This is a genomic window from uncultured Faecalibacterium sp. (assembly GCF_900066275.1).
Taxonomy (GTDB): Bacteria; Bacillota; Clostridia; order Oscillospirales; family Ruminococcaceae; genus Faecalibacterium; species Faecalibacterium taiwanense.
Genome location: NZ_FMFG01000008.1, coordinates 1 through 20,183, shown reverse-complemented (window position 1 = coordinate 20,183; position 20,183 = coordinate 1). Strand labels below are relative to the sequence as shown.

19 protein-coding genes and 1 tRNA gene are annotated in these 20,183 nt (G+C 56.6%); 13 read left to right on the top strand and 7 right to left on the bottom strand.

Going from position 1 to position 20,183, the window contains the following annotated elements; translation table 11 throughout:
* Nucleotides 1–233 precede the first annotated feature (233 nt).
* From feoB to QZL71_RS04675, 3 genes are all read left to right on the top strand, one after another.
* Nucleotides 234–2,579, top strand: coding sequence for a ferrous iron transport protein B (gene feoB / locus QZL71_RS04685; RefSeq protein WP_294647987.1), 2,346 nt, complete (start codon nt 234–236; stop codon nt 2,577–2,579).
* 387 nt (nt 2,580–2,966) lie between these two features.
* Nucleotides 2,967–3,401 carry a MarR family winged helix-turn-helix transcriptional regulator gene (locus QZL71_RS04680; protein WP_294647983.1) on the top strand — a complete coding sequence of 145 codons (435 nt, stop codon included), beginning with the start codon at nt 2,967–2,969 and terminating at the stop codon, nt 3,399–3,401.
* A 1-nt stretch (nt 3,402) separates the two neighbouring features.
* Complete coding sequence (locus tag QZL71_RS04675; RefSeq protein WP_294647982.1) at nt 3,403–4,179, top strand: sulfite exporter TauE/SafE family protein; 777 nt, start codon at nt 3,403–3,405, stop codon at nt 4,177–4,179.
* A gap of 74 nt (nt 4,180–4,253) precedes the next feature.
* On the opposite strand, the gene tig is transcribed toward QZL71_RS04675, so the two are convergent.
* Nucleotides 4,254–5,549 (bottom strand): trigger factor, encoded by a 1,296-nt coding sequence (gene tig, locus QZL71_RS04670; protein WP_097776813.1) that lies wholly within the window; start codon nt 5,547–5,549, stop codon nt 4,254–4,256.
* A 265-nt stretch (nt 5,550–5,814) separates the two neighbouring features.
* Between tig and QZL71_RS04665 the strand changes: the two genes are divergently transcribed.
* Nucleotides 5,815–5,891 (top strand) — tRNA-Arg (locus tag QZL71_RS04665).
* Nucleotides 5,892–6,041: 150 nt separating this feature from the next.
* Here the strand turns inward: QZL71_RS04665 and QZL71_RS04660 are convergent.
* The 5 genes from QZL71_RS04660 to QZL71_RS04640 form a co-directional block, all read right to left on the bottom strand.
* Nucleotides 6,042–7,430, bottom strand: coding sequence for a site-specific integrase (locus QZL71_RS04660; RefSeq protein ID WP_294647979.1), 1,389 nt, complete (start codon nt 7,428–7,430; stop codon nt 6,042–6,044).
* Nucleotides 7,431–7,445: 15 nt separating this feature from the next.
* Entirely contained in the window at nt 7,446–7,739 is a 294-nt protein-coding gene (locus QZL71_RS04655) for a helix-turn-helix domain-containing protein (RefSeq protein ID WP_015565022.1), read from the bottom strand.
* 24 nt (nt 7,740–7,763) lie between these two features.
* The gene (mobV, locus tag QZL71_RS04650) at nt 7,764–8,738 is read right to left on the bottom strand and encodes a MobV family relaxase (protein ID WP_294647977.1); all 975 of its coding nucleotides are present in this window, start codon (nt 8,736–8,738) and stop codon (nt 7,764–7,766) included.
* Between the two features lie 192 nt (nt 8,739–8,930).
* Nucleotides 8,931–10,247, bottom strand: coding sequence for a DNA primase family protein (locus tag QZL71_RS04645; protein WP_294647975.1), 1,317 nt, complete (start codon nt 10,245–10,247; stop codon nt 8,931–8,933).
* 73 nt (nt 10,248–10,320) lie between these two features.
* Nucleotides 10,321–10,923: a CHC2 zinc finger domain-containing protein gene (locus QZL71_RS04640; protein WP_294647973.1), complete on the bottom strand. Its 603-nt coding sequence runs from the start codon at nt 10,921–10,923 to the stop codon at nt 10,321–10,323.
* Between the two features lie 451 nt (nt 10,924–11,374).
* Between QZL71_RS04640 and QZL71_RS04635 the strand changes: the two genes are divergently transcribed.
* From QZL71_RS04635 to QZL71_RS04595, 9 genes are all read left to right on the top strand, one after another.
* On the top strand, nt 11,375–12,190 hold the full coding sequence (locus QZL71_RS04635; protein ID WP_294647971.1) for a helix-turn-helix domain-containing protein: 816 nt from the start codon (nt 11,375–11,377) through the stop codon (nt 12,188–12,190).
* A 437-nt stretch (nt 12,191–12,627) separates the two neighbouring features.
* A complete protein-coding gene (locus QZL71_RS04630) occupies nt 12,628–13,356 on the top strand; it encodes a GntR family transcriptional regulator (protein ID WP_015565018.1) in 729 nt (242 codons plus the stop codon).
* Between the two features lie 259 nt (nt 13,357–13,615).
* Complete coding sequence (locus QZL71_RS04625; RefSeq protein WP_294647970.1) at nt 13,616–14,044, top strand: PTS sugar transporter subunit IIA; 429 nt, start codon at nt 13,616–13,618, stop codon at nt 14,042–14,044.
* On the top strand, nt 14,041–14,508 hold the full coding sequence (locus tag QZL71_RS04620; protein ID WP_055186625.1) for a PTS sugar transporter subunit IIB: 468 nt from the start codon (nt 14,041–14,043) through the stop codon (nt 14,506–14,508). The genes QZL71_RS04625 and QZL71_RS04620 overlap by 4 nt, the downstream gene beginning before the upstream one ends.
* A gap of 31 nt (nt 14,509–14,539) precedes the next feature.
* Nucleotides 14,540–15,349 carry a PTS mannose/fructose/sorbose/N-acetylgalactosamine transporter subunit IIC gene (locus QZL71_RS04615; RefSeq protein WP_113991724.1) on the top strand — a complete coding sequence of 270 codons (810 nt, stop codon included), beginning with the start codon at nt 14,540–14,542 and terminating at the stop codon, nt 15,347–15,349.
* A gap of 15 nt (nt 15,350–15,364) precedes the next feature.
* The gene (locus QZL71_RS04610) at nt 15,365–16,201 is read left to right on the top strand and encodes a PTS system mannose/fructose/sorbose family transporter subunit IID (protein WP_055186627.1); all 837 of its coding nucleotides are present in this window, start codon (nt 15,365–15,367) and stop codon (nt 16,199–16,201) included.
* A gap of 87 nt (nt 16,202–16,288) precedes the next feature.
* Complete coding sequence (locus QZL71_RS04605; protein ID WP_015565013.1) at nt 16,289–17,272, top strand: SIS domain-containing protein; 984 nt, start codon at nt 16,289–16,291, stop codon at nt 17,270–17,272.
* 80 nt (nt 17,273–17,352) lie between these two features.
* Entirely contained in the window at nt 17,353–17,979 is a 627-nt protein-coding gene (locus tag QZL71_RS04600) for an HAD family hydrolase (protein ID WP_015565012.1), read from the top strand.
* 1 nt (nt 17,980) lies between these two features.
* Nucleotides 17,981–18,874: a YitT family protein gene (locus QZL71_RS04595; RefSeq protein ID WP_015565011.1), complete on the top strand. Its 894-nt coding sequence runs from the start codon at nt 17,981–17,983 to the stop codon at nt 18,872–18,874.
* 408 nt (nt 18,875–19,282) lie between these two features.
* Here the strand turns inward: QZL71_RS04595 and QZL71_RS04590 are convergent, their stop codons facing one another.
* Nucleotides 19,283–19,531, bottom strand: a complete 249-nt coding sequence (locus QZL71_RS04590; RefSeq protein ID WP_294647967.1) for a DUF6061 family protein — start codon at nt 19,529–19,531, stop codon at nt 19,283–19,285.
* Between the last annotated feature and the right edge of the window lie 652 nt (nt 19,532–20,183).

The following is a 20,183-nucleotide window of genomic DNA, read 5'->3' as shown; positions in this document are numbered from 1 at the left end:
CCAGATTCCTCGGAGAGGGAGCCTCTGGCGTGCCTGCAGGCTTTGCGTTTTAGCTGCAAACTTTCCCGCTATGCCAAAGGCCCCATCCCAGAGGGGGCTGTCTGCGCAGCAGACTGGGGGAGTTAAACCTTCACCATTTTATCTATTGACAACCGCGCAAAGTTAGCCTATATTACTATTGTTAACACAAACTAACACACGTTGACAGTGGATAAAATGAGAAGGTCGATCTTATGACATTAAAAGAATTGCAGATCGGAAAAAGCGCTGTTGTGGATACCGTCGGCGGCAGCGGTGCACTGCGCCAGCATTTTCTGGATATGGGCCTGATCCCGGGGGTGGAGGTCACGCTGGTCAAGCTGGCACCCATGGGCGACCCCATGGAGCTGCGCATCCATGGCTATGAGCTGACCCTCCGGCTGGACGATGCCGCGCAGATCGGCATCACCCCCACCGAAAAGGCCCCGGCAATGTCGGCAGCTCCAGCAGATGATAAAATGGTGGATCACCCCGGCCTTGGCGAGGGCGGAAAATACCACATTAAAAAGGGGGAGAATCCCCTGCCCGAGGACAGGACCCTCACCTTTGCGCTGGCTGGCAACCAGAACTGCGGCAAGACCACCCTGTTCAACCAGCTCACCGGTTCCAACCAGCATGTGGGCAATTTCCCGGGCGTGACGGTGGACCGCAAGAGCGGTGCCATCAAGGGCCACCCGGAGACTGAGGTCACCGACCTGCCGGGCATCTACTCCATGTCCCCCTATTCCAGCGAGGAGATCGTCACCCGCCAATTCATCATCGGCGAAAAGCCCACCGGCATCATCAATATCGTGGATGCCACCAACATCGAGCGCAACCTCTACCTGACCATGCAGCTCATGGAGCTGGACACCCCCATGGTGCTGGCGCTGAACATGATGGACGAGGTGCGCGGCAACGGCGGCACGGTGCGCATCAACAAGATGGAGGCCATGCTGGGCATCCCGGTCATTCCCATCTCTGCCGCCAAGAATGAGGGCGTGGATGAGCTGGTAGACCATGCCCTTCATGTGGCAAAGTATCAGGAGCGGCCCGGCCGCATGGATTTCTGCAGTGAGGACGACCACGGCGGCGCGGTGCACCGCTGCATCCACGGCATCATCCACCTGATCGAGGACCACGCTAAGGCGGCGGGCATTCCGGTGCGGTTTGCCGCCACCAAGCTGGTGGAGGGCGACCAGCGCATCGAGGAAGCCCTGAAGCTGGATCAGAACGAAAAAGAGATGATCGAGCATATCATCGTGCAGATGGAGCAGGAGCGCGGGCTGGACCGCGCCGCCGCCATTGCGGATATGCGGTTCTCCTTCATTCAGGAGCTGGTGGCCAAGACGGTGGTCAAGCCCCACGAAAGCAAAGAGCAGCTGCGCTCCAACCGCATCGACAAATTCCTCACCGGCAAATACACCGCCATCCCGGCCTTTATCGCCATCATGGGTCTGGTGTTCTTCCTCACCTTCAACGTCATCGGCCTGTTCTTCCAGAACCTGATGGAAACGGGCATCGACGCCCTGACCGGCATCGTGGACACGGCGCTTACCAACTGGAACGTCAACGCGGCGGTGCACTCCCTGCTCATCGACGGCGTCTTTACCGGCGTGGGCAGCGTGCTGAGCTTTCTGCCCATCATCGTGGTGCTGTTCTTCTTCCTCTCTATGCTGGAGGATACCGGTTACATGGCCCGCGTGGCTTTTGTGATGGATAAGCTGCTGCGCCGCATCGGCCTTTCGGGCCGCAGCATCGTGCCCATGCTCATCGGCTTTGGCTGCACGGTGCCCGGCGTCATGGCAAGCCGCACCCTGCCCTCGGAGCGCGACCGCAAAATGACCATCCTACTCACCCCGTTCATGAGCTGCTCGGCAAAGCTGCCCATCTACAGCCTGTTTGCGGCGGCATTCTTCCCGCAGTATGCGGGCCTTGTGATGGTGCTGCTGTACTTTACCGGCATCGCGGTGGGCGTGCTGGCGGCACTGCTGCTCAAGAGCACGGTGTTCAAGGGCGAGGCGGTGCCCTTTGTCATGGAGCTGCCCAACTACCGCCTGCCCGGCCTGAAAAACGTGGCACAGCTGCTGTGGGAAAAGGCCCGGGACTTTTTGCAGAAGGCCTTCACGGTGATCTTTGCGGCCACCATCGTCATCTGGTTTTTGCAGAACTTTGACCTGCAGCTGCGGTTGACCGCCGACCCGCAGGCCAGCATCCTTGCCCGCATTGCGGGCGACATCGCCCCGCTGTTCGGGCCTTTGGGCTTTGCGGACTGGCGCATCTCCACCGCCCTCATCACCGGCTTCATGGCAAAGGAGAGCGTGGTGTCCTCGCTACTCATCCTCTTTGGCTCCGAAGTTGCGCTGTCGGCGGCCCTCACCCCGGCGCAGGCGGCTCCCCTGCTGGTGTTCTGCCTGCTGTACACCCCCTGCATCGCGGCAGTGGCCTCGGTCAAGCGGGAGCTGGGCAACAAGTGGGCGGTCATCATGGTGGTGAACCAGTGCGCCGTGGCATGGCTGTGCGCTTTGCTGGTGCGTCTGGCGGCTGTGGCGCTGTTCTGAGAAAAACGATTGGAATGCGCTCCGCGCTGCTCTGCGCATATTCAGCGGAAAAATTACTTATAATAGAGCAATGCCGGGCGGTCTGCGGACCGCCCGGCATTGCGTTTTCACGGGTGGGGTCGTGGAGGAAAACAGCATCTGCCGCGCTGATTTCCTGCGGAAACAGCCGCGCGGCGGGAAGAACCCTCTCAGGCTCACTGCGTTCGCCAGCTCCCCCGAAGGGGGAGCTTTATTTGTGCTAACCGGAAGATGACAAAAAGCTCCCCCTTCGGGGGAGCTGGCGCGGCGTAAGCCGCGACTGAGGGAGTTCCCCCCTTGACAACTCCCCTCATCTGCACTATAATACTTCAAAAATGAATCATTCAAAGATGAAAGGACAGACCTGCTGTGAACCCGAATATCGAATTTTCCATCAAGACCGCGCAGGCGTACAATGCCGTCTGCAAGCCGCTGTGTCAGGAGCTTGGCCTGTCGCAGACGGCGCTGGACATCCTGCTGTTCCTCGCCAACAACCCGGACTATAAAACGGCCCGGGACATCGTGGAGGTGCGGCATATCAAGGCGAACCTCGTCTCCATGAATGTGGATAGGCTGGTGCAGGAAGGGTATCTGGAACGGTACGCTGTGGTCGGCGACCGCCGCAAAACGAAGCTTCTCTGCACCGGCAAGGCAGACCCGATCATCCGCAAGGGGCGTGTGGTGCAGAATGCCTTTTTCAAGCGCCTGCTGGACCATGTGGAGCCGGCCGATCAGGAGGTCTTTTTCCGGACCATGGAGCTGATCGGGAAAAATCTGGACGAAATTATAAAGGAGAACGCATAAAATGAACGTGTTGTTTACGGTTCTTGTCACCTTTTTTGCCGGCATGGGGGCCGGCCTTGGCACCGGCTTTGCCGGTATGAGCGCGGCGGCGGTCATCAGCCCCATGCTCATCACCTTCCTGCACATGGACCCCTATATGGCGGTGGGCATCGCCCTTTCTTCGGATGTGCTGGCCAGCGCCGTTTCGGCCTATACCTACCACAAAAACAAGAACCTGGATATCAAAAACGGCCTGATCATGATGGCCAGCGTGCTGGTGTTCACGGTGGTGGGCAGCTGGGTGGCCAGCAGAGTGCCCTCGGCCACCATGGGCGGCTTCTCGGTGTTCATGACCTTCCTGCTGGGCGTCAAGTTTATTGTGCGCCCGGTCATGACGACCAAGGAAGCTATGCAGGGTGTCAGCGCCAAAAAGCGTGCCATCCAGTCCATCGTGTGCGGTGTGCTCATCGGCTTCATCTGCGGCTTCATCGGCGCAGGCGGCGGCATGATGATGCTGCTCATCCTCACCAGTGTGCTGGGCTACGAGCTGAAGACCGCCGTGGGCACCAGCGTGTTCATTATGGCCTTCACCGCTCTGACCGGTGCTGTCTCCCACTTCATGATCGGCGGTGCGCCCAATTGGTTCGTCTGGGCGCTGTGCGTGGCGTTCACCCTGCTGTGGGCGCGCATTGCCGCTGTGTTTGCCAATAAGGCAGACCCCAAGACCCTGAACCGTGCCACCGGTATTGTGCTGGTGGTGCTGGGCGTGGTCATTATGGGATTCAACCTTCTGAGCTGATATCCCCTGCCCTTCAAATGAAAAAAGAAAGCCCGTGCAGCCGGAAACTGCACGGGCTTTCTCTGTATCAGAACTTACTTTTCTTCAATGGTGGAGTGCTCGATCACCCAGTCGGCAGCCTTGCGGATGCCCTCGTTGCGGCGCATGGCGGGAATATCGGATTTTTCCTTGATCTCTTCCAGCGTCTTTTTGGCGCGCTCTGCACGAGCGGCCAGAGCCTTATCGATATCTTCCTCGGTGGGCACCAGATTTTCCTGCTGTGCAATCTGCAGCAGAGCCATGTGCACACGGGCGGTCTTCTCGGCAGAAGAGCGCACCTTGGCGGTAAAGCTCTCGCGGGTCTCGTGGATCTGGCTCAGGTAGCGATCCAGGCTCAGGCGCTGCATCTGCAGCTGCTGCTGGATCTGCTCCATCTGCTGCTGGTAGGTGGTCTCCACCAGCACGCTGGGCAGTTCGCCCTCAGAAGCATCGGCCAGCTGGGTCAGGATCTGATCCTTGGCGCGGTTCAGCGCACCGGCGTGCTTGCCGTCGTGCAGCTGCTGCTTGACCTGTGCGCGCAGCTCGTCCATGGTGTCCACATTGGCAACCTTCTTGGCAAAGTCGCTGTTCAGAGCAGGGATCTGGCGCACACATACGTCGATCAGCTTGATCTTGAACACGACGGGTTTACCGGCCAGATCCTTTGCGTGGTAACGGTTCGGGAAGGTGACGAAGATCTCGAATTCCTCGCCTGCCTTGTGGCCCAGAATGCCCTCTTCAAAGCCGGGGATCATGCGGCCGCTGCCCAGCTGGACGGCCTGGTTCTTTGCGGTGCCGCCCTGGAAGGGCTTGCCCTCCAGCAGACCTTCGTAATCGATATGTACGATGTTGCCCTTTACGGCAGGACCCTTGTGCGGCACCAGCTCAGCGGCAGCAGCGCGGCGGCGCTCCAGCACATTGTCGATCTCCTTGTCGGTCACTTCCGGGGTGACGCACTCGGCGGTAAAGCCGGTGGTCTTGGTCAGGTTCAGCTCAGGCTGCAGGGCAACAGTGGCAGTGGCCACAAAGCCCTCGTCCTTTTTCACGCTCACAAGATCGTACACAGGATTGTCAACAGCCACAAAGCCGTGCTCTGCCATAGCGGCATCATACAGCGCGGGCACGTCCTTGTCCATCAGATCGTTGATGGCATCGTACCAGAAGGTGTGCTCGCCGCGGTCAGCCTCGATCTGTGCGCGGTCCGCTTCGCCCTTCTTGAAGCCGCGGATCGTATAGGAGGCGCGGGTGCGTTCGTAAACGGCGTTGGATGCAGCTTCCAGCTCTTCGGGGCTGGCGCTGAAGGTCATTTTGCAGACACTCTTTTCGGGAGTTTCCACGCTTACCAGTTTCATAGGATCTACCCTCCGTGGTGTCTCGCTGCAGAGAAAACCCGGCGGCGCAGCCTCCACGCGGTGCTGCCCGCAAAGCTCCTGTACCCCTGCACGGACACAGATTAAAAACATATGGTAAAGCTATTATAGCACAAGAACGACAAAAACGATACAAGAAAAATCATAAAAAATGCTGCTTTTTGAAAAAGATAAAAATATTTGCAAAAAACGGTTGACAAAACCCAGTCTGAGTGATAAAATACATCATGTTCCGAGCGGAACGTATGCGTTGGTAGCTCAGCTGGATAGAGTGACTGACTACGAATCAGTAGGCCGGGGGTTCGAGTCCCTTCCATCGCACCAGAAAATGCCGTGAAATCGAAAGATTTCATGGCTTTTTTGTTTTGTAAGCCATGGGTGCACGGTTTCTGCACGGTTTTTGCACGGTCGGTGTTTTCCATGTCCGATTATGTAGGGCGCTGTATTGCATTGCAATCAGTGCCCTTTTTTGCATCAGGTGAGCAGGGCTAAGCGGAGTTTTGCCTTCATTTCCGGGTCGGCATCCTTGAGCAATTCCAAGAGAGCCGTCATGGAGATGGTAGGTTCGCCTGCGGCGGGTACAGCCTGCGGGCTGGAGGTACCGGGCTTGGCATAGAAGCCGCTTTCAAACTTCTTGCCCAGCTCCACACGGGAGGACTGCTGGATATGAGCGTAGGTGTTCACCAGCATATCTGCACTGGCGTGTCCTGTGGTCCCCTGCACCGCCTTGATGTCACCGCCGGAGATCATCAGCTGATAGGTGGCACTGGAATGGCGCAGACCGTGGAACACAATGCGGGGGAATTCCGGGTGGGCGTCCTGCCATTTCAGGAACTTTTTGCGGATGAGTACCGGCTCTACCGCCAGACCGTTGGGCAGCCGCAGCAGCATCCCGCTGTTGCGGTATCGCTCCGGGTCGAGGGCTTCTTCCCGTTTCAGCCGTTCCAGCCACTGCTTCAGCTCCTCCCGCAGGGCGGCAGTCATAAAGATGGTGCGGCAGGAGGCTTCAGTCTTGGTGTCTTTCAGGATGAGGGAGGTCTTGCTGCCCTCCAGCTTGTCCGGGAAGATGCGGAGGATGCAGCCCTTGTCCACCTGCGCCAGCGTGTCCTTCTGCACCCGCTGCATGGAACGGTTGACGGTGAAGGTGCCCATGCCGTTGGCGGCATCAAAGTCGATGTCCTCCGGGGTCAGACCGGCAACCTCACCCTCTCGGAGCGCACCCACCAGCGTCAGGTGCACCGCCAGATGCAGGATGGGGTCCTCCATGCTGTCCAGCGCTGCCCGCATCTCCTCCACCTCCCAGATGCTGCGCTCTTGGGTGGTCTTTTTGGGTGCTTCCACCGGGACGGGGCTTTTGATGAGGATGCCCCACTCCACCGCCAGCAGAAAGGAATTGTGCAGAAGCTGGTGGACTTCATGGAGAGTAGTGCCGGAGAGGGTGCGCTTCTGCTGCTTGGGCGAGAGGTCTCGCCGCTTGCCGCCCACATACTGTCCGCAAGGGGTCTTGCTCAGGGTGTCGTACAGGGCTTCGATGTGGTAGGGTCGCAGCTTCTGCATCTGCATCTCCCCGATATAAGGGATGATGAGGTTCTGGATGAGTGCCAGATTGGACTGGTAGGTCTTGGGTGCCCACTTGTGCTTGCTGCACTGCTTGGGTAGCCAGTCCATCAGGAACTCTGCCACCGTCACCGTGGACGGGATCAGGAAATTGCCGGTCGCCAGCTCGTGCTCGATCTGCTTCTGGCGTTTGATCGCCTCCTCTTTGGTGGGAAAGCTCTCCCATTTGTCGCAACTCTTGCCGTGCTCGTCCTGATAGGTGTAGCGGACGCTGTAAGAGCTGCCGCGTTTCGTGATATATGCCATAGATTTGCCTCCTTATCAAGCTGCCCGGTAGAGCCATGCATCGAAACTGTCCTTCGGGATGCGGATGCTTCCGCCTGCCCGCAGGACACGGAACTCGGTGGTACTGTTGCACAGGTTGTAGGCGGCACGCTGGCTGATGGCCAGCATCTGCGCGACCTCCTTTACCGTGTACACCAGCTTTGTGGTCTCAGGGCTGTTGGTCGGAGACTTGACGGCATTGGTTCGAGTGACCACCTCCATTGTAGCCGGATCAGAGTCCGACTGCAAGAACTTTTTCGTATAATCCAAAGATTTCACATTCTCGTACATTTTATTACACATAGGCGTTGCTCCTTACTTATCGTGGCGCACCACAGATTCCTGCGTGCGGTTCTCATAGAATCGAATGACCTCCGGCGGGATGCTGTCCAGCGTTTTCAGGGCGGCTTCATAGTCCTGTCGCAGCTTGGCATCCTCCAGACGCTTCAAGACGCTCCCTTCCTTCGCTTTGTCCAGCGAGGCAGAGAGCGTCTTGTTTTTCTTTTTCAGTTGTCTGTTCTCGGCGGCGGTCTCCGTAAAGGCGACCTGATAGCGGTTCAGTTCGGTGCGCATTTTGGACACTGCCGGGATATAGCTGTCCAGCACCTTGCTGATCTCCGCCGCACGGCTCTTGCCGTTGAAGGGGGTGATGCCCACCAACAGGGCATCCAGCTGCTCCTTCTGCTTGGTCAGTTGGGTCATCTCCTTGAAGATGCGGGGCGGGATGTGCTCCCGCCCGGTCTGGCTGGCACTTTCGCCCCGTTCCAGCTCCGGGTACTGCTTGACCATGTGCTGCCAGAACTCGTCCTGCCACTTCACAAGGTTTTTGCGGTTGCCAATGATCTCTTTCGCGCTCAGCCGTCCGTCAGGGGTCAGTGGCACAAAGCAGAGATGCAGGTGGGGCGTTTTCTCGTCCATGTGGACAACAGCAGAGAGGAAGGTATCCGGGCGCTGTCTGCCCTCCAAAAATTTCAGGGCGTACGCAAAGTACGCCCTGATCTCCCGGTTGGTCTTATCCTTGAAAAACTCCGGGCTGGCGGTGACAAGAGCCTCTACCACCCGCACGCTGTCCTTGCGGACACGGCAGTGGGCGGCGGCTATCATGCGGTCGGCTTCTTCCCGGTACCTGCCCTGTGGCTGCACCAGATGGAGGTTGTAGCGGCTCCGGCTCGTGTCGATGTCCGGGTTGCTGGCGTACTGCTCCTTGGTGCGCTCGTTGTGGGCTTCGATGGGGCTGATTGCTGGCCCCTTATACTTTTTGAACCTTAAAATGCCGTATTGGGCTTTCATAGATCACGCTCCTTCTTGAGGTGTACAAAAAATCTGTACGGACTTCAAATAACCTGTACGGTTCGTACGGTGTACGAAAATCCGAAATTTAAACGATACCACGTTTTAATTTGCGACGATTTGCCGTACAGGTGCGTACAAGTACAGACCGTACAGGTTGTACGAACTTCTTCCGTGAAAAAAATGCACTTTTTACGGACAGGGGTGGACAAGCGGCTCAATGCCCACGAAACCCCGCACCCTGCGGCCACCGGGCAGGTAGATGTTGTTGGTGGCTTCAAGGTTGTAGCGGCGGTCATTCTGGCGCAGTTCTGCGCTGAAACGGATGGCCGATACGCTGTGACAGGCGTTGTCCTCGCACCACTGCTTATAAATGTCGTAGAACTCCTTGGAGCTGATGGAGTAGTCCGCCTTGAAGCGGAAATAGCCCTCGGACTCCATAAAGTCGATGACATTGTTGCTGCTGCGCTTGATGGTGTCCACGTTGGCAGCGGCTCGTTCGCTGACCGTGAAGCGGAAATCGTTCTGCACCAGCCGGTGCAGCCCTTCCAGACACCAGAGCAGGATGCCTTCCAACTCGGCGCACATCTTCTCCACAAGGAAAGGGTCATCCGTGCGGTCAGCAGGCTTGTCCTTGGTGGTCAGGATGAGCTGACGGCGGAAGAAGCCGTCCGAATGGTCGTACAGCGAGGTCAGCGCACCGTTGCCGAAGCAGAGGAACCGGGCGTAGATGTCCCGCTGGTAACTCTGGACACCCTTGCGCTCCAAGTCCAGCTTGGCTTCGGCGGTGACGATGGTCTTGATATAATTCGTCTTGGGCAGGGCGTTCATGTCCATGTCATCGTCGATCATCAGCAGGCGGCGTTCCAGATCGGCGCGGGCAAAGCGGTTGTTCTCGACTTTCTGGACGCTGCCATTGCTGGCGGCATCTCCCATGAGCCGCTTGAGCACCAGCCCGATGCGGGACTTGCCCTCGCCGCCCTTACCGACAATGAGCATCATCTTCTGCCCCTTGGTGCTGGGGATCAGGCAGTAGCCCAGATATTCCTGTAAGGTGGGGATGTCGGCATCGTCCAGCAGCTCGTGCAGGAAGGTCAGCCAGCGGTCAGGGCTGGGTGATTTCAGGTCATACTTCACAGGCAGGCGGTTCTGGCAGAACAGGCGGCTCTCCTGAAAAGAGCCGTCCGGCAGATGGTACACGCCGTTCTGGAGGTGGATGCAGTCCTGCTCGATGGGGAACGGGTCGGAAAAAGCCAGCAGCTTGATGGTCTCCAGAATGTTGGTGACTTTTTTGGACAGGCCGGAGGTGACATATTCCTCGATGTTCTCCAAGATGCGCTGCTTGATCTCGCTCTCGTCCTCCACCGGACCGTCCAGCGTGTACAGCGTACCGTTGACGCATTTCAGCGGCCACTGTTCCAGAAAGGCACGTCCAAACTGGACTTCGTCAATTTTCTTGCCGTTGTACCAGTCCGGCCATAAGGGATTGCGGGAAATGTTTTTCTTCATAGGGTGGTTCTCCTTTAGAAAAGTGAAGTGGTGGGTCTCACGGTGAGACCCACCACTTCGGGTGAATAAATTATCAGGCGCACTTTGCCAGAGCAAGGCGGTCGGTGCGCTCCTCCAGCATCAGCAGGTACGACCCGGACAGCAGCTGTGCGGCGGCAGCGGCCTTCTGCTGGGGCGTCCCAAATGCAACGCAGTCCGTCAGGTGCTCGATGGTCTCGGTCGTGTGGAGGGCTTCTTCAAACCGTGGGTCATGCGGTTCTTCCGGGCTGGCGGGCTTGTAACACTCTCGCCAGTCGTGCAGCAGGTCGAGATAGTCGGTCAGCACCCGCAGACAGTAGGCGATGTCTGCCCACTGCTCGTCCGTCAGGCCACGCTTGGGCGGCGGCAGAGCGATGGCATTGGCGGGCGGCTTGTCCGGGTCAAGCCCGAAGTCGTGTATCAGCTTCTCGGCGGCTTGCCGGGGGTTCAGGTCGAACAGCTTGGCGGTGAGGTCGATGGCATCTCCATTGGCCCCGCAAGCGAAACAGTAATAGTAGGATTCGTTCAGCATCATACTGGGGTGGTTGTCGGAGTGGAACGGACAGCACACCATGCCATGGCGGTCGGGCTCCATGCCGTACATCTCTCCCACCTGCCGAACGGTGATGGCGGACTTGATCTTTTGATATAAACTCAAAATTTCTCCTTTGGTCAAAGGCTCTGGCACGGATCAATTTGATCCCTGCCACGTTCAAGGTCACCGGTGTTCCCCAAATGGGAACTTCGGTGAAGCCGGTCTCCCTTGCTGCCTTCCGACAGGAAATCTTTTTGGACTCTGTGTCGGCCCCATGCAGGGCGCTCGCTCCCCCGATGGGAGGTCTTGGCGGTCTGGGCAGTTCGGACGGTCATTCTGTTCTCAAGGTTCTGTTATGAAAGATATTTCAGAGGGCTTTCGCGGGAAGCCCTTAATATGTTCGCTGCTGGGGAGTTAATATGTTTTCTTTCTGTCTATAGGATAGCACCATGATGGCCGCTGTGCCGTATATCCATAATGTCGGAAAACAGGTGCAGAAACTGCAAAATTCCACGCTTATGGACAGGAACCGCTGGAAGTGGTATACTGTGCAAAAAACATCGGAGGTGCGACCATGAACATCAAGCTGACACTGGGAGAACGGCTCAAAGACCTGCGTGTGGAGCGGAATCTGAAGCTGGAAACGCTGGCAGAGCAGACGGGTCTGTCCAAATCGGCACTGTCGAAGTATGAGAGCGACGATGTGACCGACCTCAGCATTTACGCGGTGACAACGCTGGCTGAGTTCTATGGCGTGACCACGGACTACCTGCTGGGTGTGACGGAAAACAAAAAACGCCCAGATGCAGTCCTTTCGGACTTGCATCTGAGCGATGGCGCAGTGGACGTATTAAGGAATGGAAAATTCAATCATCGGCTGCTGTGTGAGCTGATCGTGCATGAGAATTTCCAGCGGTTCATGACCGATCTGGAAATCTATGTGGATGGATATGTCAGCGCAAACATTCAAAACCTCAATGCCGGTTTGGAAGCAACGCGGCAAATGCTGAAAAAGAAGTATGCAGCAGATGAAAATGATCTGTACATGAGCACCTTGAAGCTGGGGCAGATCGATGAAGATGAGTACTTTGGTCGGGTCTTGTATGACGAGTTGGTGGCTATCCTGAAGAACATCAAGACGGAACACCGCAAGGACAAGACCACTTCGGATGGTTCAATAATCGACAACCTGATGAAGGAACTGGAGGATGCACAGAAACTTGAAGGGTCTGCGGATGAAAAGAAGATCCGAACGGCATTAAAGGCAATCGGCATCAACTACGATAAGCTGACAGAGGATGAAAGAAAGCTGATAAAGAAGATTCTTTATAAAACGGCAATGCTGAAACCGGGGACAATTGCAGGCAACCGGGGCAAGCACAGACGCTGATCATTTGCCCTGCGCCTTATAGGAGAAACGCTGCTGCGGCAGGACAGGAGAACGTACACCATTGGTTCCTCTGAAAGCCTGCGCTGGGTGGGCAAAGACCGTCAACTGCCACGCCCATCCGCGCATCCTTCTGCCACAGAACAGGTGCTTGCCGGAACCTCTCGCAGCCCCTTTTCCGCATCAGCCGGAACCAAGGTGTAACACACTAGACTTTGCAAGCAAAGTCGTGTGCCAACGAGCGTTCCGCCGCTCTTTGGATTCTTCCCGGCAGGGCACTGGAAAATGGGGTGCCCTGTGCAGCACGGGGCGCATCCGTCACCTCGCACAAAAAATTGACTGCAAGTTTTACTTGACAATTCGCAGAATATGCACTATCATAGCCATAAGATGAATATAATGTTTATAACGATATACTCAATTTGAGGGTGAGGTATTCCATGGCAATCAATGATAGTGCTGTCGTCCCGCTTTACCAGCAGGTAAAGGATGACATTCGTGCCGCGATCGAGAGCGGCAAGTACAAAACCAACGAGAAGATCCCCCCGGAGCCGGAACTGAGTGCAGAGTACTCGGTCAGCCGCATCACGGTGCGCCGTGCCGTGGAAGAGCTGTGCGCCGAAGGGTATCTGGTCAAAATGCAGGGGCGGGGCACCTTTGTCAGTAAGCCCCGCATCCATCGTAAGTTTGCCAGCGGCAGAGGAACTGCCAGCTTTACGGAGACCTGCAAAGAGTACGGCATGGTGCCGGGCGCCCGGCTGCTGAACCGTCAGATCGTGCCGGTGCGTAAGGATGAGGAAGCCTTCTTCCATGTAGGCCCGGAAGCCTTGCTCATCTATATCCAGCGTCTGCGCACCGCCGATGGTCAGCCGGTGTTTCTGGAAAATCTCTTCCTGCCCTACGAGCCCTACAAGAGCCTGATGAGCGAGAATCTCAATGATGTTTCCATGTTTGACACCATTGAGCGCATCTCCGGGCTGCGCCCTGCAACGACCTCCTGCCAGCGTATCGAGGCGGTACGGGCTTCGGCAGAACAGGCACAGCTGCTCAACCTTTCGCTGGGCGAGCCGCTGCTGTATCTGAACGCCTACTTCCATGACCAATATGACCACCCGCTGTGCATCGGGCGGCAGTATTACATTGGAAGCCGGTATATGTTTGAGTTTTAAGGGCAGAATTCTGTCCCAAAAGAGCGTCTTTTCCACCCGGAAAAGACGCTCTTTTTGTCGTTCCAAGGAGAATTGTTGGTGAAACTGCTAAAATATAGGGGAGATGCTTTGTGCACTTTACCAAAGTAAAGATTTTTTTAGAAAAACCTCTTGACGTCTGTGCAAAATGTGGTACTATGTACATGACGATTATGACGTCTATAACGAATAAGATGATACAGACGCCGAAGAGATGAAGGAAACACAGGAAAGGTCGTGGATGCGTATGAACCGAATCATTCTTGCTTCGCACGGAGGGCTGTCTGCCGGGATGAAGGACACCGTGCAGATGATCCTTGGCGAGATGCCGAACCTTTATGCCCTTGCTACCCTGCGGGATGAGACCGAGCCTATCACGGTAGCGGCACGCCGGCTGCTGGAGGGCTTTGCAGCAGAGGATGCTGTGTACATCGTGACCGATGTGATGGGCGGCAGCGTGAACAACGAGATGCTGACCCTTCTGCCGGAGTATCCGGCGGTGCACCTGATCTGCGGCATGAACGCTTCTCTGGTGCTGACCCTTGCTTCCAACGACGAAGCCCTGACACAGGACGAACTGGCCGAGTGCATTGCAGATGCCAAGGCGCAGATCATTGATTGCAACCTGCTGCTGAAAAAAGCAGCCCAAGATGAGGAGGATGACCTATGATCAAATTAGTACGTCTGGACTACCGCCTGCTGCACGGTCAGGTGGTATTCTCGTGGACCGGCCATGTGGGCGCACAGCGCATCATCGTGGTGGACGATGACGCTGCCAACGACGAGATGAAAAAGTCCGCCCTGCTGCTGAGCAAGCCTGCCGGTGTCCGGGTGAACATCTTTACGGTGGACAAAGCCATCGCCAAGATGCCCAAGGTGGAGCAGCTGGACGAGAAGATCATGATGATCTTCGGCAACACCGCTGCGCTGCTCAAGTTCTGCCAGGCATACCCCAAGATCAAAGAGATCAACTACGGCGCTGTGGCAAATAAGCCCGGCTCCAAGGCCTTTGACCAGTCGGTATTCCTGACCCCGGAGGAGCAGGCAGACACCCAGAAGCTGCTGGATATGGGCATTAAGATCTACAGCCAGCAGACCCCCACCTTTAAGGTAGTACCCATCGATCACACCTGATCGTAAGGAGATAAGAAGGAGGATTTGACCCATGTTTGTTACCGCATTGCTTCTGGGTCTGGTTGGCGTGTTCTGTATTCTGGACTCGCGCATTCTGGGCCGCATGAACTTCGAGCGTCCGCTCATCACCTGCACCATCGTCGGTGCGCTGCTGGGTGATCTGCAGACCGGCCTGACCCTTGGCGCATCCATCGAGCTGATGAGCCTTGGCATCGTGAACATCGGCGCAGCCGCACCCCCGGACATGAACATGGCTGCCATCATCTGCGCAGCTTTTGCCATCCTGACCGATGCTTCTGCCGAGACTGCACTGGCGCTGGCCATCCCCATCGCTGTTCTGGGCCAGATGCTGGGCGTGCTGATGCGCACCATCCTGTCCAACTTGACCCACGTTGCCGACCACGCCATTGCAGAAGGCAAGTTCCGCAAGGCATGGAGTATGCACATCGTCTGGGGCACAGTGCTGTACAGCCTGATGTACTTCATCCCCATTTTCCTGTCCGTCTACTTCGGCACAGATCTGGTGCAGAAGATCGTGGCTTTCATCCCCGCATGGCTGACCGATGGCCTGAACCTCGGCAGTAAGTTCCTTACCGCTTACGGTATTGCCCTGCTGCTGTCCACCATGCTCAACCGCGACCTGACCGTCTACTTCCTGCTGGGCTTCTTCTTTGTGGGCTATCTGGGTCTGGATGTTACCGCTGTGGCAATCTTCGCCGCAATTCTGGCTGTGATCCTGACCGGTCTGAAGTATGGCAAGGGCGCACCCGCCGCAGCCGCTGCCGGTGCAGCTGCTGCCAACCCGGATTACGACCCGCTGGAAGATGACGACGATCTTTGATAGGAGGAAGCTGAAATGAGCAACGCAACCAAGACTGCAAAGCGCAGCGACTTCAAGAAATACTTCCAGTTTATGTGGCGTTCCCTGAACATTCAGGCCTCCTGGAACTACGAACGTCAGATGAACATGGGCTTTTTGTACGGCATCGCTCCCACGCTGGACGAGCTGTACCCCAACGAGAACGACCCCGAGCAGCTGGCGCACAAAAAGGAAGCCTACGAGCGCGAGATGGCGTTCTACAACTGCACCCCGCAGACCAGTGCCTTTACGCTGGGTCTGGCTGCCTCCATGGAGGAGCAGTACGCCGCCGACCGTGAGAACTTCAACCCGGAGACCATCAACGCCGTCAAGACCTCGCTGATGGGCCCCCTGTCCGGCGTGGGCGACTCCTTCTTCCAGGGCACTGTCCGCCTGATCGCTTTTGGTCTGGGCATCTCTCTGGCACAGCAGGGCAGCGTTCTGGGCCCCATTCTGGCTATGATCATCTCCATCGTCCCCTCTGTGCTGGTCACATGGTTTGCCGGTAAGCTGGGCTACACCATGGGCAGCAAGTACCTGACCAAGCTCAACGGCGGCATGATGGACAAGTTGATGTACGTCTGCGGCATCGTAGGCCTGATGGTCATTGGTGCCATGGTGGCAAGCATGGTGGGTTTGACTACCCCCATTACCTTCGCAAGCACCGGTCTGGTGCTGCAGGATGTGCTGAACAGCATTCTGCCGAACCTTCTGAACCTTGGCATCGTGATGCTGATGTACACCCTGATCCGCAAAAAGGTCAAGACCGGCTGGCTGCTGGGCATCTGCATCGTGGGCGGTGTTGCCATCAACGCCCTTGGTCTGTTGGTGTAACCGGGTTTCCGGCTTACATAGATATCCGTACGCCTGTAATTTGTGATTCATCAGAACAAAAAGAAAAATAATTTGGAGGATTGCATTATGTATAACATTGATCTGGCAAACGTCAAGTCCATCGTGGCAGACATCGTGGCAAAGCACAACGTGGAGAACGTGGCCTTTGTTGGCTGCGGTGCTTCCAAGGCAGAGCTGTACCCCGCAAAGTACTTCCTGGCAAACTGCAGCAAGAAGCTGCGTGTGGCACACTACACCGCCAACGAGTTCAACTACGATACCCCCGATTGGCTGGGCGACACCACTGTGGTCATCACCGCTTCTCTGGGCGGCAGCACCCCTGAGACCGTCAAGGCCAACAGCGTGGCAAAGGCCGCTGGTGCAACCGTTGTCAGCGTTACCCACGCTGCCGGTTCTGCCCTGACCAAGGAAGCTGACTACACCATCGTTCACGGCTTTGAGGCAAACTACGCCGCCAAGCTGGAAAAGATGGGCTACGTTCTGGCACTGGCTGTGGAGATCCTGCAGCAGGTGGAAGGTTTCGACAAGTACGACAAGATGATCGAGGGCCTGACCAACGTGTTCGAGGCTGCCGAGAACGCTGCCAACTCTGCCCGCAAGTCTGCCAAGGAGTTCGCTGAGAAGTACAAGGACGCTCCCGTCGTCTACGTCATGTCCAGCGGCGCTTCCATGGAGGTCGCTTACTCCACCTCCATCTGCCTGATGATGGAGATGCAGTGGGTCAACTCCGGCTCCTTCCACAGCGGCGAGTTCTTCCACGGCCCCTTCGAGATCGTGGACAAGGACGTGCCCTTCATCCTGCTGATGAACGACGGCAAGACCCGTCCCGTGGATGCCCGCGCACTGACCTTCCTGCACCGCTTCGATGCTCTGACCACCGTTGTGGATGCAAAGGATTACGGTCTGGGCAATGCTGTGGACAGCAGCGTCATCACCTACTTCAACCCGCTGATGCACACCGCCGTGTTCCGCGTCTATGCTGAGGAGCTGTCCTACGTCCGTCAGCATCCGCTGACCCTGCGCCGCTATATGTGGAAGCTGGAGTACTAAGCGATCGACCGGGATCAATAGACCCATGCTTGGGGGAGGGGCTTGCCCCTCCCCTTTTTTGATGAAGAGGGAAATGAAGAATGATTGAAGCAGTGATTTTTGATATGGATGGGGTGCTGGCAGATACAGAATATTACTACGAGAACCGCCGTAAAAACTTTCTGCTGGAAAACGGCATCCCCATCCCGGAGGGCAACTTCATCGGCTCCAACGAAAAAGCCATCTGGGAAGCCATTGTCCCCAACGACCCTGTGCGCCGTCAGGAGATGCTGATGGCTTACCGGGAGTACCGCAAGGCTCGCCCCACCCCCTACGGCAAGCTTACCGACCCGCAGGCAGAGCCGCTGATGAATGCGCTGCGCAGCCGGGGGCTGAAGGTGGCGGTGGCGTCCTCCAGCGCAGCACCGGATATCATGAAGATGCTCACGGAGGGCGGCTTGAAAGCCATGGTGGATTTCGCCTTCAGCGGCGAGGACTGCGCCGCCCATAAGCCTGCACCGGATATCTATCTCAAGGCGCTGAAGGCACTGGGGCTGACGGCAGACAAGGCTATTGCGGTGGAGGATTCTCCCACAGGCATTGCCTCCGCAAAGGCGGCAGGGCTGAAGGTGCTGGCACTGAAGCCCCGCCACGGCGAGCCGCTGGACCAGTCCGCCGCAGACTGCATCATCACCCAGCTGATGGATGTAAAGGAGCATCTGGACTGAGATGGAAGCGATCAAGAACGGTCTGCGCAAAAACCTGACTCCGGCACAGCTGTGGAGCGGCGCACGCTTTTTTCTACTGCTGAATCTGGGACTTATCATCTATGCAGTAGCACTGAACTTTTACTGTGCGCCCAACCACTTTGTATTTGGCGGCACCACCGGTCTTTCCATCGTTCTGGCCACCTGCTTTCCGGCTCTGAGCGTCAGCACCTTTATGTGGATCACCAATGCGGTGCTGGATGTGCTGGGCTGCGTCTTTCTGGGCATAAAGACCATGGGTTGGACACTGTACTCCTCCTTCATGCTCAGCTTTTATTCCAGTATGTGCGAAAAGATGTTTCCCGTGTCGCAGCCTTTGACGGATGATACTTTGCTGGAGCTGTGCTTTGCGGTGGCGCTGCCTGCCATTGCCAGCGGCATCGTATTCAACATCGGGGCATCCACCGGCGGCACCGAGATCGTGGCGATGATCCTGCACAAGTACATCAAGGTGGAGATCGGCAGGGCTCTGCTGCTCAGCGATATCGGCACAGTGCTGTTTGCGGCTTACCTCTACGGCCCGCAGACCGGGATGTACTGCGTGCTGGGACTCATCGGGCGCAGCACCATCGTGGATACAGCTATCGAGAGCCTGAATCTCCGCAAGGTGTGTACGGTCATCACCTCAAGGCCGGAGCCCATCCGGCATTTCGTTACGGAAACACTGGGACGCACAGCGACCCAGCAGAACGCCACCGGCGTGTACACCGGCGAGCCCCGCACCATGATTATGGTGGCGCTGACCCGGCGGCAGGCAGGGCTGCTGCGGGATTTCCTGCGCCGGGAGGACCCGGAGGCCTTTCTGACCATTGTCAACTCAAGCGAGATCATCGGCAAAGGGTTCCAGTCCATCTGAAAACGCAGAATGCCCGCCCACTGTGGCTTTCCACAGGTGGGCGGGCATTATTATATATGGTAAATGGTTGTTTACGCTGACTTCCCGGGATTTACGCTGAAAATACGCTGACTTGGCATGGTTTACGCTGAATTTACGCTGAAAACGCGCAATCGCGCGAACAAAGCGCGAATAAATCCGGCTGACCGCGAATAAACCGCGAACAAAGATCGCACGGGCGTGCATTCTTCATGCGTGGGAAGGTGCGACGTGAAAGTTGGAACTTGTAAAAATAAACTGTAATACGATTGAATTTCGGAAAAGTGGAATCGCACGCTGGAATGCGCGCGTGCAATGTTGCCTGAATAAAAGTCAGCGATAAAAACGCGCGCCGCGCGATTAGCATTTTTGCCGCGCGTTTTCTAAGGCTCAATCTTCCAGCCTGCCGTGGTCACAGCCGAGGGAAAGATAATGCTCTATCTCCCCTCTCAGCACCATCTGTGCGTACTCCAAGGGCTTATTATACAGCAGCCAGTCCAGTTCTGCCCGCTGTGCCGGGGTGTTGCCGTACTCGTCCTCGACGGCGATGCAGTCAATGGCAAGGGTGGTGCCATCCTCAAACCGGGCTTCTACCCGGTTGGTGTCCATGTTGTAGCGGCAGGTAAGCAATTTTGTCATAATAGTATCCTCCAAGACTTGATTTTTGGTGTGCGGTCACTCGAACCAATGCCGTCAAGTCGTTGTCGGATGAAGTGGATTTTAGTTTGTCTGGGAGTAAGTGCACGGTTTCTGCACGGTTTTTGCACGGTTTCAAAACGTGCAAAGGGTGCAAATCGTTGCAAAATCGGACAAAGGGTGCAGAAACTCCAAGCTCAAAACTTGCGATGCATCGCCGAGAAATAACGGTAAAACGTAACTTCCAAAAATTGAGGAAATCGCCCGGCGTGCGCTACGAATCAGTAGGCCGGGGGTTCGAGTCCCTTCCATCGCACCAAGAAAACCAGAACACATTCGTGTTCTGGTTTTCTTTTTGTCTGCATAGTAGAAGGGACTCGAACAGGGCGGCGGCGCATAGCGCCGCAAGCAAAGCCACAGTGCGGCTTTGCTTAGCCCGCGGGTCCCAACGCGTAGGAATGTCTACCGTGGAAGCTGTGGATCGAAAGATTTCATAGCTTTTTTGTTTTGTAAGCCATGGGTGCACGGTTTCTGCACGGTTTTTGCACGGTCGGTGTTTTCCATGTCCGATTATGTAGGGCGCTGTATTGCATTGCAATCAGTGCCCTTTTTTGCATCAGGTGAGCAGGGCTAAGCGGAGTTTTGCCTTCATTTC